At 62.1% G+C, this 12,315-nt stretch carries 13 protein-coding genes; 4 read left to right on the top strand and 9 right to left on the bottom strand.

What is annotated here, in order from left to right:
* Positions 1–12: 12 nt before the first annotated feature.
* From AB4Z43_RS28385 to AB4Z43_RS28375, 3 genes are read right to left on the bottom strand one after another with little or no spacing between them, the layout of a single operon-like run.
* On the bottom strand, positions 13–618 hold the full coding sequence (locus AB4Z43_RS28385; protein ID WP_019858300.1) for an ATP-dependent Clp protease proteolytic subunit: 606 nt from the start codon (positions 616–618) through the stop codon (positions 13–15).
* A 22-nt stretch (positions 619–640) separates the two neighbouring features.
* Entirely contained in the window at positions 641–1,111 is a 471-nt protein-coding gene (locus AB4Z43_RS28380) for an SRPBCC family protein (protein WP_038646950.1), read from the bottom strand.
* Positions 1,112–1,125: 14 nt separating this feature from the next.
* Positions 1,126–1,440 carry an ArsR/SmtB family transcription factor gene (locus AB4Z43_RS28375; RefSeq protein WP_069092223.1) on the bottom strand — a complete coding sequence of 105 codons (315 nt, stop codon included), beginning with the start codon at positions 1,438–1,440 and terminating at the stop codon, positions 1,126–1,128.
* A 228-nt stretch (positions 1,441–1,668) separates the two neighbouring features.
* Between AB4Z43_RS28375 and AB4Z43_RS28370 the strand changes: the two genes are divergently transcribed.
* Both AB4Z43_RS28370 and AB4Z43_RS28365 read left to right on the top strand, forming a co-directional pair.
* Positions 1,669–2,184 (top strand): single-stranded DNA-binding protein, encoded by a 516-nt coding sequence (locus tag AB4Z43_RS28370; protein ID WP_441939902.1) that lies wholly within the window; start codon positions 1,669–1,671, stop codon positions 2,182–2,184.
* A gap of 114 nt (positions 2,185–2,298) precedes the next feature.
* Complete coding sequence (locus AB4Z43_RS28365; protein WP_441939900.1) at positions 2,299–2,724, top strand: OsmC family protein; 426 nt, start codon at positions 2,299–2,301, stop codon at positions 2,722–2,724.
* Between the two features lie 35 nt (positions 2,725–2,759).
* Here the strand turns inward: AB4Z43_RS28365 and AB4Z43_RS28360 are convergent, their stop codons facing one another.
* The 4 genes from AB4Z43_RS28360 to AB4Z43_RS28345 all read right to left on the bottom strand — a co-directional run bounded on the left by AB4Z43_RS28360 (position 2,760) and on the right by AB4Z43_RS28345 (position 5,909).
* Entirely contained in the window at positions 2,760–3,137 is a 378-nt protein-coding gene (locus tag AB4Z43_RS28360) for a nuclear transport factor 2 family protein (protein ID WP_441939898.1), read from the bottom strand.
* 8 nt (positions 3,138–3,145) lie between these two features.
* Complete coding sequence (locus AB4Z43_RS28355) at positions 3,146–3,775, bottom strand: MarC family protein (RefSeq protein ID WP_019858292.1); 630 nt, start codon at positions 3,773–3,775, stop codon at positions 3,146–3,148.
* Between the two features lie 218 nt (positions 3,776–3,993).
* Positions 3,994–5,121, bottom strand: a complete 1,128-nt coding sequence (locus tag AB4Z43_RS28350; protein ID WP_441939896.1) for an acyltransferase family protein — start codon at positions 5,119–5,121, stop codon at positions 3,994–3,996.
* A gap of 257 nt (positions 5,122–5,378) precedes the next feature.
* A complete protein-coding gene (locus AB4Z43_RS28345) occupies positions 5,379–5,909 on the bottom strand; it encodes a hypothetical protein (RefSeq protein ID WP_064985635.1) in 531 nt (176 codons plus the stop codon).
* Positions 5,910–5,994: 85 nt separating this feature from the next.
* Here AB4Z43_RS28345 and AB4Z43_RS28340 point away from each other — a divergent pair, with 85 nt between their 5' ends.
* Entirely contained in the window at positions 5,995–6,861 is an 867-nt protein-coding gene (locus AB4Z43_RS28340) for a helix-turn-helix transcriptional regulator (RefSeq protein ID WP_441939894.1), read from the top strand.
* Between the two features lie 74 nt (positions 6,862–6,935).
* On the opposite strand, the gene AB4Z43_RS28335 is transcribed toward AB4Z43_RS28340, so the two are convergent.
* Complete coding sequence (locus AB4Z43_RS28335; RefSeq protein WP_441939892.1) at positions 6,936–7,559, bottom strand: ParB-like protein; 624 nt, start codon at positions 7,557–7,559, stop codon at positions 6,936–6,938.
* A 5-nt stretch (positions 7,560–7,564) separates the two neighbouring features.
* The gene (locus tag AB4Z43_RS28330) at positions 7,565–9,295 is read right to left on the bottom strand and encodes a SulP family inorganic anion transporter (protein WP_441939890.1); all 1,731 of its coding nucleotides are present in this window, start codon (positions 9,293–9,295) and stop codon (positions 7,565–7,567) included.
* 174 nt (positions 9,296–9,469) lie between these two features.
* Between AB4Z43_RS28330 and gyrA the strand changes: the two genes are divergently transcribed.
* Positions 9,470–12,274, top strand: a complete 2,805-nt coding sequence (gene gyrA, locus AB4Z43_RS28325; RefSeq protein ID WP_441939888.1) for a DNA gyrase subunit A — start codon at positions 9,470–9,472, stop codon at positions 12,272–12,274.
* The last annotated feature ends 41 nt before the right edge of the window (positions 12,275–12,315 follow it).

The following is a 12,315-nucleotide window of genomic DNA, read 5'->3' as shown; positions in this document are numbered from 1 at the left end:
TCAAAATCAGCCTCATGCCGCCTTTTTGCGGGTGTCGAAGACATGGTCGACAATGCCCCATGCCTGGGCCTCGCGAGCGGTCATGAAATGGTCGCGGTCGAGCGTGCGTTCGACCTCCTCATAGCTGCGGCCGCAATGCTGCGCGTAGAGTTCGGCCATGCGCTGTTTGGTCTTGCCGATCCGCTCGGCATGGCGCTGGATGTCGGAAGCCTGGCCCTGGAAGCCACCCAACGGCTGATGCAGCAGAACGGTGGCGTTCGGCAGCGCGATGCGGCGCCCCGGCGTGCCCGCCATCAGCAGGAACGAGCCCATCGAGGCGGCGAACCCCATGCACACGGTCGATACCGGGCAACTGACGTACTGCATCGTGTCGTAGATGGCGAAACCGCTGGTCACCACGCCGCCCGGCGAGTTGATGTAGAGCGATATCTCCTTGTCGGGATTATCTGACTCCAATGACAAAAGCTGCGCGCAAACCAGCGCCGAGACATCGTCGTTGATCTCGCCATTGATGAAGATGATGCGCTCGCGCAGCAGCCGCGAGAAAATGTCGAAGGCGCGTTCACCGCGGCTCGATTGCTCGATCACCATCGGCACCAGACTGGCAAGACCACTCATTTTTCGTCTCCGATTTCCGTGTTCAGGCTGCGAGCAGCAGGGTGTTCGGTATGTTCGCGGCGACAGGCTTTGCGCGCCCTTGCAATCCAAGCGAGAGCCGGCAGCCGGCGCCGGCCATGGCGACGGCAGGCATCGCTTTCCCCGCAAAACCGTCATGGACGATGCGCAGATGCGTACCGCCGGAAACGGTGCGGGCGAGCGTGAAGGTGACGACACTGTCGAACGGATCCCCAGCGTCGCCCGGCTGCTCACGCCAGGAATAGCGCAGCAAGCGCTCCGGCTCGGCGTCGAGGATTTCGCATTCGATGGCAGTGTCCTGCCCGGCGAAGGCAAAACGACTGCCGGTCTCAGGCTTGATATCGTTCGGCATCATCCAGGCGGCGAGCAGTTCAGGCACGGTCAGCGCCCGCCATACTTTTTCCGGCGGTTCGGCAAGGTCGTATTCGAACTCGAGCACATCCGGGGTCGCTTCGCTCTGGTTTCCTGCGTTCATTGATCCCACGCTCGTCATTGATCCATGTCCTTCAAAACCGTCTTCAGCCTTTCGATGCGCTCCGGCCAGAAGGTTCGGTAGCGCTCGATCCAGGAGAGCAAGGGGGCAAGCCCCTGCGGATCGGCACGATAATAGGCGTTGCGGCCGGCCCGCCGCTCGATCACCAGGCCGGCGCTACGCAGCACCGCCAGATGCTGCGACACTGCCGGCTGCGACACCGTCAGGCCGCTGCGCAATTCCGACACGCTCATCTCAGCTGCGGCGAGGCGCTCGAAGACGGCGCGGCGCGTCGGGTCGGCCAAAGCGCGGAAAATTTCTGCTTCGATCATGACAAAAGCATAAGTCGATACTTATTGATTTGGCAAGCGCTGTTTTGAATCCCATATGATGGGCTCGGGCATTGTTGCCATTCCTTGACAATCAGCAGCAGTGCATATAGGAACGAAAAGGGAACAAAAACCTTGTGGGAAAAGCCAGCCTTAGCAGGCGGCTGACGTTCGTAGCCTGTAAGGTGCTGCGACAAAAATTTGTTTCTCGGATGAGCGCGGAGAAAAATCATGGCGGGTAGCGTCAATAAGGTCATTCTGGTCGGCAATCTCGGCGCGGACCCTGAAATCCGCCGCCTGAACTCGGGCGAGCCGGTCGTCAACATCCGTATCGCCACGTCGGAAAGCTGGCGCGACAAGAATTCCGGCGAGCGCAAGGAAAAGACCGAGTGGCACAATGTCGTCATCTTCAATGAGGGCATCGCCAAGGTGGCCGAGCAGTATCTGAAGAAGGGCATGAAGGTCTATGTCGAGGGCCAGTTGCAGACGCGCAAATGGCAGGACCAGACCGGCGCTGACAAGTACACGACGGAAGTCGTGCTGCAGAGATTCCGCGGCGAACTGCAGATGCTCGACGGGCGCCAGGGTGAGGGCGGCCAGGTCGGTGGTTATTCCGGCGGCAGCAGCCGCGGTTCCGATTTCGGCCAGTCCGGCCCGAACGAAAGCTTCAACCGTGGCGGCGGCGCACCCAGGGGCGGCGGTGGCGGCGGTTCGTCGCGCGAGCTGGACGACGAGATCCCCTTCTGATCGAAAGCAATCAAACGGCCGACGTTGTGTGATCGATACGCCCCGAGGGTCCCGCATGGACTTTCGGGGTTTTGCATTGTTGATTTGGGATCAAAGGACTGAAAGGACAGGGCGGTGAAGGCACGGATAAAGTGGGTCGAAGAGCGCACCTTCATCGGCGAGTCCGGCAGCGGCCACAAGGTGGTGCTGGGAACGGCACCTGGCCCTGAGGGCAAGACGCCGGGTCCGAGCCCGATGGAGCTGGTGCTGATCGGCACCGGCGGCTGCTCGGCCTATGATGTCGTTCATATACTGGAAAAGGGTCGCGAGGCGGTCGAGGACTGCGTCGTCGAACTCGACGCCGATCGGGCCGAGACCGACCCAAAGGTGTTCACCCGCATCCACATGCATTTCATCGTCAGGGGCCGCGCGTTGTCGTCCGACAAGGTTCAGCGCGCGATCAATCTTTCGATCGAAAAATACTGCTCGGCCTCCGCCATGATGGCCAAGACGGCCACGATCACGCATGATTTTGAAGTGATTGATACGGCGGCGAAGTAGGGCAGGCGGCACTTACCTGGAATCACCTGCCTGACTCATGAGGCTGTCGAAGCTGCACGAGTTCCCTGGTGGAACACCAGTCGCCAATTCCCGTCACAATGTTTCCAGATAGAACTGCGTAACGACGCGACTGCGTTTTCTGCTCTGGGTCGCAGGCGATAGGTGAGAAGCACGACCTCCGAAGCCAGTTGAACCGCTCTGATGTCGGTCATCTCCAAATGATCGTCGGGCGCTGGCTGTTCCTTCGAATCCTTCAGCGCCGCCAGGATCGATCGTTTGTCATATTCGAAACCGGATTTGCCGAACTCGATCATGCTGTCGTCGAGAACGGCGTCAAGAAAACGCGGATCAGAGCGGGTTGGCGCCTTCAGCAATGCCAACTCCAGTTCGACAATCCTGGGATCGACAGCCATTCCCAACCTCACCCCGCCATCAGTGCCTTGATGCCGTCGGCCACGAACTGCACCGCCAGTGCGGCCAGGATGACGCCGAGCAGGCGGGTCAGGATCGAGCGGCCGGTCTGGCCGAGGATGCGGTCGATGCGTTCCGACAGCACGAACACCAGGTAGGTGATGGCGAGGCAGACGAAGATGATGCCGACAAGTGCTGTCTGCGCGGCAAAGCCCTGAAACGAGCCGGAGAGCAGCACCGTCGCGGAAATCGCCCCGGGGCCGGCGATCAGCGGGATCGCCAGCGGGAAGGCGGCGATGTTGTGGATCATGTCCTTGGTGATGGCGACGTCGCCGATCTTCTCCTTGCGGTCCTGTCGCCGCTCGAAGACCATTTCGAAGGCGATGAAGAACAGCAGGAAACCGCCGGCAACCCGGAATGCCGGCAGCGTGATGCCGAACACCGACAGGATCGAGGCGCCGGCAACCGCGAACAGCGCCATCACCAGGAAGCCGATGACCGAGGCGCGGACCGAAACCTGCTGGCGCTCCTCGCGGTTCATGCCGCGCGTCACGGCGAGGAACAGCGGCGCTAGCCCCGGCGGATCGATGGTCACGAGAATGGTGACGAAGGCATTGAACAGGCTGTCGAAACTCGGCATCGCTGACCCTCCCGCCGGGCCGAGCCCGCTTCGCATTGGTAGAGCAAAGCCCGGTCGGTGGGAACTGTCTTGACTGCGAAACTGCGGAGCTCAACAGGGTTAGCCGGCAGCGCTGCAATAGGCCTCCAGGCGATAGCCGTCCGGGTCGCCAAGGCAGACAGATTCCTCCGATGCCGGCCAATCGGCGATAACAACGGTGCGGCCGTTAGGCCCTGAAATTAAGTCGGGACGGCAACAGTCGTTGGCGCAACTATCCGCTGCGCCATGGCTCGTCCCTTTGTCTGGAATGGGGCTTCGATGAGGCGGCACGCGATCTCGGCGATGGCGGCGGTGAGGATGAGCCCCCCCGCGAGAATAACGACGGAATGCGCCGAGTTCCGGATGGCTTCCGCACTGCCGGCGTAGCGGGCGCTGCCCTCTTTGACCAGCCTGAAGGCTATGGAGTGGAAAAGGTAGATGGCGTAGGAGCGCTTACCGATCCAAAGCAGCAGACGTTGGCTTTCCGCGTTTCGGAACAGGTAGCCTCGATCATAAGAGGCGATCCAGACCAGAGAGCCAGCCAGCAGAGCTATCAACCCGACATAGAACGAAACGATCAGTCCGCCCGACAGGAAACAAATGGCGGTGATGGCGAGCGCCGCGAAGAGAAGACCGATGTGGCGGTGGCGAAAGATGGTGGGAGCCAGTCGCCAATAGTCGGCATGCTGCGAAAACAGCGCGATAAGGACGCCCCATGAGATGGCATCGGTCCGCGTGATCCAAAGCCATGAGGTGTTGGGTCGGTAAAGCGGAAACTGGATGACGATGAGGAGAGCACAGATCGCTGCAAGCCATTTACGCGAGAAGATGAACACCAGCGGAAGGGCGATATAGAACTGTTCTTCCAAGGACAGCGACCAAAAATGAAGGTTGATGCCGCATGTCTTCCAGCCGGCTGACAGGCATTGGAAAAAGTGCCAGTTCTGGACGTAGATCACAACCGCCACGGCGTCGTAGAAATTGTTCTGCGGGCTGCCGAAAAAGCCGAACCCGTTCCAGGTGGCGGCCAACACTATCGAGAGAGCCAAGGTCATCCAGGAAAGCGGGGCGAGACGAAAGAAACGCCGGATCCAAAACGACTTCAAGGCGATGAGGGGCGTTTCAGACCGGATATGGCGCAGTAGCGTGGCAGTGACCACAAATCCCGATATCGCGAAGAAGATATCCACGCCAGCCCAAAAATTAGCTACCCTGAATACAGGCCACCAATACGCCGATTCCCAAGCCAGTATGAACGGAACGTGCGCAGTGATCACCATGAGGATGGAGATCGCGCGCAGAATTTCAATCTCGGCGTTCTTGGCCATTGGAGAAAAACCCTGCCTTGGGCGACCCTATATCGTCGCCCGTCGCCGATTCAATACGCGCGTCGTCTCAGCAGTTTCTTTTTCACAATGGGGCCGGCCAAGCCAGCTCGCCATTTCTGAAAAGTTCGACATGGAATCTGCCCGCGCGGGCCGGGCGGAAGGGATTTCTCATGCGTACAATCAGGAAATGGCGTCGCGGATGCCGATCGAGATATGATCGAACATGGTTTTCCCTATCGTTACAAGAGGTTGCTGGTTCAGGCTGTTGCAACGCGCCGCGCCAGGAACTCGACCTCCAGCCGCCATGTCGCGCCATTGTCGTGCGAGCGCTCGCCGAGCCAGCGGAAGGAATTTTCGGTGATCCGCGAAAAGCTCCAGCGCACCGAGGAACCGGTGCCGTCGGCGCCGACCTGCACAATCGCGTCGCCCTCGGCCCGGCCGAGCTGGCGGCTGAAATATTGATTGCGCGGATCGCTCCAGAAAATGTGCCAGGCGTCCGCGCCGGGATCATAGATCCGAAGCGTCGTGCCGTAGAACGTCCACTTGCCGAGGGACGGCTGGGAACCGATGTTCCGTGCGGGCAGGATCCAGACGTCCTGGATGGCGCGGCCCTCGAGCACCCAGCCGAAATGCACCTCGCCACGCCCGGTCAGCACGGTGCCATCCTCGAGGTGGCGCGAGGCGTCGAAAGTCCAGGCGCCGACGAAGCGGCCGTAAAGGTCCAGTTTTTCGGCAAGCCCGCCGATCGGACCGGGACTGTGCAGGGCTTCGGCAAAGGGGTCAAACATGACTGCGGTCTCTTTCTGTCAGGAGACCGCGAGGAGTAGGCGCTGACGGGGTTCTGGGCTTGGGAAAAATTGCTATATTTCGGCCATGACAGCGACGACCCGCACTCTCGCATCCGGACCCGGCTGGCATGTGGCGGATGTGATCTGCACGGCCGGCGCGGGCGACCGGCCGTTCGAGGAGGCCCATCGGGATTTCTGTATCGCGGCGGTCACCAGCGGCACGTTCCGCTACCGCGCGCAGCAGGGAACGGGCATGATGGCGCCCGGCGCGCTGCTGCTCGGCAATTCCGGCACCTGCTATGAATGCGGGCACGAACATGGCAGCGGCGACCGCTGTCTCTCGTTCCATTTCAAGCCTGTCTACATGGAACGGATCATCGCCGGTGTGCCGGGCGCGAGCACGCTTGCCTTCGAAGCGCCGCGCCTGCCGCCCTTGCCGGCCCTGGCGCCTTTGCTGGCCGAGGCGGAGGCCGCGCGCGAAATGGCCGACAAGGGTGCCTTCGAGGAACTTTCCCTGCGCATTGCCGCCGCGGCTGTGGCCACGGTTTCCGGCGCCACATCCACTAGGCGCGGACCTAGCCGCCGCGATCAGAAACGCGTGGCCGAAGCCGTGCGGCGGATAGAACTGGATGCCGACGGGCCGGTTTCGCTGTCGACACTGGCGGATGAGACGGCGACCAGTCCCTATCATTTCTTGCGCATTTTCCGGCAGGTCGCCGGCATGACGCCCTACCAGTTCCTGCTGAAGACCCGCCTGCACCGTGCGGCATTGCGGCTGCGCCTGTCCGCCGACGCGATCTCGGCGATCGCCTTCGACGCTGGCTTCAACGACATGTCGACGTTCAACCGCCGGTTTCGACGGGTCATGGGTCAGACGCCGGGCGATTATCGCGCCAGCCGATCGGGCCGCATCGTCATACGCGCGCCTAAAGCGCGTCGAGACGCGCTTTAGGTTTTGTCTTTATGCATGTCGTTCTCCCAAAACCGAGGTCACTTTTGGGCGACATGCATTAGGCCGAGGCAGGCTCAGTCCGAGGTCGGGCCGCACCAGCCCGGCAGATAGTCCGCGTCCTTGCCCTTGGCCAGGCTGAGTGCCTCTTTCATCGCCTTGTCGAAGTTCTTCGCAACCGCGTTGCGATCGATGCGCCGACGGAGGAAATCCGCCCAGATGAATTCGCTGAACGGCGTCGTGTCCTTGGCAAAGCCGCCCATCCGGCGCAGTTCGCCTGCCATGCTCCGGTAAGGATCATCGATCAGTTCGCCGATTGTCTTGGGAATAGCCGAGTAATCGCGGCGCCGGCCGCTCTCGTCGAACGGGTGCATCCAGCCTCTGTTATCGAGCACGAAAAGAAACGTGTCCTTGTCGAGCGCGGACAGGTCGCTGATCACGGTCACAAGCACGTCCTTGACGCCTTCCTCGAGCAGGGCGCGAGCGAGGTGATGGTGATCGGTGACGTAGTTGCGATTCTTGGGACCCAACACGACCGGCACCATGTGTTTGCCGAGAAAAGCGCCGGTCTTCTGCTTGGCGTCCTGCTCCCGGATCATCTGGCGCTTCAACGCAACTTCCCGCATGCCGACCGTTATCTGCGTCGGCCTCAATTCCTCGACGGGAACCGGCGTGACAATGGGTTCTCGCGGGTCGATCATGACACTCAATCCTGTCCTTGCTGCTGCTGTTTTCCCGGACTAAGTGATTTGATCGCCGCGTCGACGCTGTGGAATATACGTTGCGGGCCCACCATTTCAGCAATGCCGAACCGCGCCAGCGCCGCCTGGGCGCGCAGCGATTCCAGCCGCGCTATGGCAAAGACCGCGCCCGCCTTGCGGCAATGAAGGATGGTGTCGATCAGGGCCTGCGCGGCGGTGTAGTCGATTTCGACGATGTTGCTGGCCTCCAGCACGACCAGTTTCACGGTTTCGTCCCTGGCATCGACAAGGTCGCAAACGCCGCGCTTGAAGCGATCGGCATTGACGAAGGACAGTGGCGCCTGGAAGGCCGCGACCAGCACTCCCGGGAGTTGTTCGCCAGCGCTGGGCTTGGCCGGAGGCCACCAGACGGACGTGCCCGGCACCTGTTCGAGCTCGATAGGCTCCGTGCGCGTCGCGCTCCATATGCCATGCAGCAGCGACAGGCCGATGCCCACCGCCACGCCGGTTGCGATCGGCAACACGACGATTGCCGCCATGGTGACCAGGATCAACACGAATTCGACCGGCGCTTGTCGATAGACGCCGGCGAACACCTTCCAGCGCAATATGTGCTGGGCAACGAACATCAGGACGCCGGCCAAGGCGGCCTGCGGAACATTGGCGAGCAGGGCGCCGCCAAAGGCACCGAGCGCCAGCACGATGGCCGCGGCTGTGAGGCCGGACAGTTGAGAGCGGCCACCCGACTGGGAGACGATGGCTGTACGCGGCGGGCTGGCATTGACGGCAAAGGCGCCGAACAGGCTCGACAAAATGCTGCCGGCGCCGACGCCGACGAAATCGCGGTTGACGTTGGGCGAGGCGTCCTGTTGCGAGGCGAAGGACCGCGAGGTGGCGGCCGTCTGCACCATGACGACAATGGCGATCAGCAGCGCCAGCGGAACGAGCGCTTGCACATCGCCGAGGCTCGTCACCGGCAAATAGGCGCCCGGCAGGCCGTTTGGCAGAGCGCCAAGCACCTCGACGCCGTGATTCCTGAGGCCGAAGACGACGACCGCAATCGTGGCAAGCACCATGCCGATCAGGGCGCCTGGGATGCGGGCGCTGATCCGTTCCGAACAGAACACGATCGCGAACACGCCGAGGCCGAGCCACAGGCTCCAGGGATTGGTGAGATGGAGATTGCCGGCAATCTCGCCGACACGCCGCAAGGTTTCTCCACTCTCGGCAGGCAGGCCGAGCAGTCCGGGCATCTGTGAGACGATGATATGGACTGCGATGCCGGCCAAAAAACCTGTCGTAACCGGCACCGACAGGAGATCGGCGATCCAGCCGAGGCGAAAGACGCCGCTCAAGGTTACGATCAGCCCGACCATCAACGCCAGCATGGCCGCCAGTGCCAGATAATGCGGCGAGCCGGATGTGGCGAGTAGCGCTAGGCTGCCGGCGAACAGCGGCGTGATGGTCGAATCCGCGCCAACCGAGAGGTGACGATTGGCGCCGAACAGGGCAAACGCCACCGAACCGGCGACAAAAGCGAAAAAACCGATCTCGGGGGCAAAGCCGCCGAGCCGGGCCGTTGCCATCTGCTCGGGAATGGCGATCGCCGCCAATGTCAGGCCGGCGATCAGATCACCAATGAGATCCCGGAGCTGCCAGCCGCTCAGCGCCTGCAAAGGCAGCCACCGGCGCCAACTCATGGCGCTTGCGGCTTTCGCGTGGGAAAGTTGGTCCATTGCCGGCTTTTGCCTTGTGGCGGCGAAAAGCGTTGTGGCCATATCGTCGCAATCAGTGGTATCCTTTTGAAATTACCACCAAAAATGACACTGGAAAAGTGCCGCGGACATTGGAGTTTCGGCCTTGCTTCCTATATAAGCGGTCAGTGATTCCTGATTAGATTGTGATCCGATTTGACCGACCAAAAGACACCGCGCGGCGCCGACGGCGGCCCCACCGGCATCGAGCCGATCTCCATCATCGAGGAGATGCAGAGCTCCTATCTTTCTTACGCCATGAGCGTGATCGTCAGCCGTGCGCTGCCTGATGTGCGCGACGGCCTGAAGCCCGTGCATCGCCGCATTCTCTATGCGGCGCATGAGAGCGGTTACCACTGGAACCGCAAATATGTGAAGTCGGCCCGCCCGGTCGCCGACGTGATGGGTAAATACCATCCGCATGGCGACGCCTCGATCTATGACGCCTTGGTGCGCATGGCGCAGGACTGGTCGCTGCGCGTGCCGCTGATCGACGGGCAGGGCAATTTCGGCTCGATCGACGGCGACCCGCCGGCGGCCATGCGCTACACCGAATCGCGGCTGACCAAGGTCGCGCATGAGCTTCTGGAGGACATCGACAAGGACACGGTCGATTTCCAGGAGACTTATGATGCCTCGGACACCGAACCGAAGGTTCTGCCGGCGCGCTTTCCCAATCTGCTGGTCAACGGCTCCGGCGGCATCGCCGTCGGCATGGCCACCAACATCCCGCCGCACAATCTGGGCGAAGTCTGCAACGGCGCCATCGCCATCATCGACAATCCGGCGATCGACCTGCCGGCGCTGATGGAGATCATTCCTGGCCCCGATTTCCCGACCGGCGGCATCGTGCTTGGCCGCTCCGGCATCTACAGCGCCTATTCTACGGGCCGTGGCTCGATCGTCATGCGCGGCAAGGTCAACATCGAACAGCGCGGCAATGACCGTGAATCGATCATCATCACCGAGGTCCCCTACCAGGTGAACAAGGCCTCGATGATCGAGAAGATGGCGGAACTGGTGCGCGACAAGCGCATCGAAGGCATTTCCGACATCCGCGACGAAAGCGACCGCCAGGGCTATCGCGTCGTTATCGAGCTGAAGCGCGACGCCGTCGCCGACGTCATCCTCAACCAGCTTTACCGCTTCACCCCGCTGCAGACCTCTTTCGGCGCCAATATGGTGGCGCTGAATGGCGGCAAGCCGGAACTGCTGACCCTGACCGACATGCTGAAGGCGTTCGTCTCCTTCCGCGAAGAGGTCATCACAAGGCGGACGAAATTCCTGCTGCGCAAGGCGCGCGACCGCGCCCATGTGTTGGTGGGTCTTGCCATCGCCGTCGCCAATATCGACGAGGTCATCAAGCTGATCCGCACCGCGCCGGATCCGCAGACGGCGCGCGAGCAGTTGATGGAGCGACGCTGGCCCGCGGGTGATGTCGAATCGCTGATCCTTTTGATCGACGATCCGCGCCACCGCATCAATGAGGACGGCACCTACAATCTGTCCGAGGAACAGGCGCGCGCCATCCTCGAACTGCGTCTGCAGCGCCTGACCGCGCTCGGCCGCGACGAGATCGCCGACGAGTTGAACACGATCGGCGCCGAAATCGTTGATTATCTGGACATTTTGTCGTCCCGGGCGCGTGTCCAGCAGATCGTCAAGGACGAGCTTGCCGCCGTGCGCGACGAGTTCGGCACGCCACGCCGCACCGAGCTCACCGACGGCGGCGCGGATATGGAAGACGAGGACCTGATCCAGCGCGAGGACATGGTCGTGACGGTGAGCCATTCCGGCTATATCAAGCGCGTGCCGCTGTCGCTCTACCGGGCGCAGCGCCGCGGCGGCAAGGGCCGCTCCGGCATGTCGACCAAGGAAGAAGATTTTGTCACAAGGCTGTTCGTGGCCAACACGCACACGCCGGTGCTGTTCTTCTCCTCGCGCGGCATCGTCTACAAGGAAAAGGTCTGGCGGCTGCCGATCGGCAACCCGCAGTCACGCGGCAAGGCGCTGATCAACATGCTGCCGCTCGAGCAGGGCGAGCGCATCACCACCATCATGCCGCTGCCCGAGGACGAGACCAGCTGGGGCGAACTCGACGTGATGTTCGCCACCACGCGCGGCACCGTGCGCCGCAACAAGCTGTCCGATTTCGTCCAGGTCAACCGCAATGGCAAGATCGCCATGAAGCTGGAGGAGGAAGGCGACGAAATCCTCGGCGTCGAGACCTGCACCGACAATGACGACGTGCTTTTGACCGCCAGCTCCGGCCAGTGCATCCGCTTCTCGGTCGGCGATGTTCGCGTCTTCCAGAGTCGCAATTCCGTCGGCGTGCGCGGCATCACCATGGCCGAGACCGACCGCATCATCTCTATGTCGGTGATCGAGCATGTCGATGCGCCGCCCGCCGAACGCGCCGCCTATCTCAAGCGAGCCGCGGCTGAACGGCGGGCTGCCGCTGGCATCGCGGCCGGTGAAGAGGAAGAGATCGCGCTGACCAATGAAGAGGTCGGCGAGGAGGCTGAGCTTTCCGACGAGCGCTACGAGTTCCTCAAGGCGCATGAGCAGTACGTGCTGACGGTAACGGAGTATGGCTACGGCAAGCGCTCGTCGTCCTATGATTTCCGCCTGACTGGGCGCGGCGGCAAGGGCATCCGCGCCACCGACGTGTCGAAGACGGCCGAGATCGGCCAGCTGGTGGCGACCTTCCCGGTCGGCAATGACGATCAGATCATGCTGGTGTCGGATGGCGGCACGGTCATCCGGGTGCCGGTCAACGGCATCCGTTTCGCCAGCCGCGCCACAAAGGGCGTGACCATCTTCAATACCGCCGAGGGTGAGAAGGTGGTTTCGGTCGAGCGGATTTCCGAGCCGCAATCGGACGAGGAAAGCGGAGAGACCATGGAGGGCGGTGCGGAGTCTGCTCCCGGGACGGACGCTGGCCCAGACGGCGCTGAGTAAGTCCAGACATAGCAACGCCGGCCCACCGGCCGGCGCGGCAG

The organism is Mesorhizobium sp. 2RAF45 (assembly GCF_052115225.1).
Taxonomy (GTDB): domain Bacteria; phylum Pseudomonadota; class Alphaproteobacteria; order Rhizobiales; family Rhizobiaceae; genus Mesorhizobium; species Mesorhizobium jarvisii.
This window is presented reverse-complemented; position numbering and strand designations above follow the sequence as displayed.

Excerpts from the sequence above, each read along its gene's own strand:
- AB4Z43_RS28375 (WP_069092223.1), bottom strand. The coding sequence starts at position 1,440 with ATGATCGAAGCAGAAATTTTCCGCGCTTTGGCCGACCCGACGCGCCGC.
- AB4Z43_RS28335 (WP_441939892.1), bottom strand. The coding sequence starts at position 7,559 with ATGATCGACCCGCGAGAACCCATTGTCACGCCGGTTCCCGTCGAGGAA.
- AB4Z43_RS28355 (WP_019858292.1), bottom strand. The coding sequence starts at position 3,775 with ATGCCGAGTTTCGACAGCCTGTTCAATGCCTTCGTCACCATTCTCGTG.
- AB4Z43_RS28360 (WP_441939898.1), bottom strand. The coding sequence starts at position 3,137 with ATGGCTGTCGATCCCAGGATTGTCGAACTGGAGTTGGCATTGCTGAAG.
- AB4Z43_RS28340 (WP_441939894.1), top strand. The coding sequence starts at position 5,995 with ATGACAGCGACGACCCGCACTCTCGCATCCGGACCCGGCTGGCATGTG.
- AB4Z43_RS28350 (WP_441939896.1), bottom strand. The coding sequence starts at position 5,121 with ATGGCCAAGAACGCCGAGATTGAAATTCTGCGCGCGATCTCCATCCTC.
- AB4Z43_RS28385 (WP_019858300.1), bottom strand. The coding sequence starts at position 618 with ATGAGTGGTCTTGCCAGTCTGGTGCCGATGGTGATCGAGCAATCGAGC.
- AB4Z43_RS28380 (WP_038646950.1), bottom strand. The coding sequence starts at position 1,111 with ATGAACGCAGGAAACCAGAGCGAAGCGACCCCGGATGTGCTCGAGTTC.
- AB4Z43_RS28330 (WP_441939890.1), bottom strand. The coding sequence starts at position 9,295 with ATGGACCAACTTTCCCACGCGAAAGCCGCAAGCGCCATGAGTTGGCGC.
- AB4Z43_RS28370 (WP_441939902.1), top strand. The coding sequence starts at position 1,669 with ATGGCGGGTAGCGTCAATAAGGTCATTCTGGTCGGCAATCTCGGCGCG.
- AB4Z43_RS28345 (WP_064985635.1), bottom strand. The coding sequence starts at position 5,909 with ATGTTTGACCCCTTTGCCGAAGCCCTGCACAGTCCCGGTCCGATCGGC.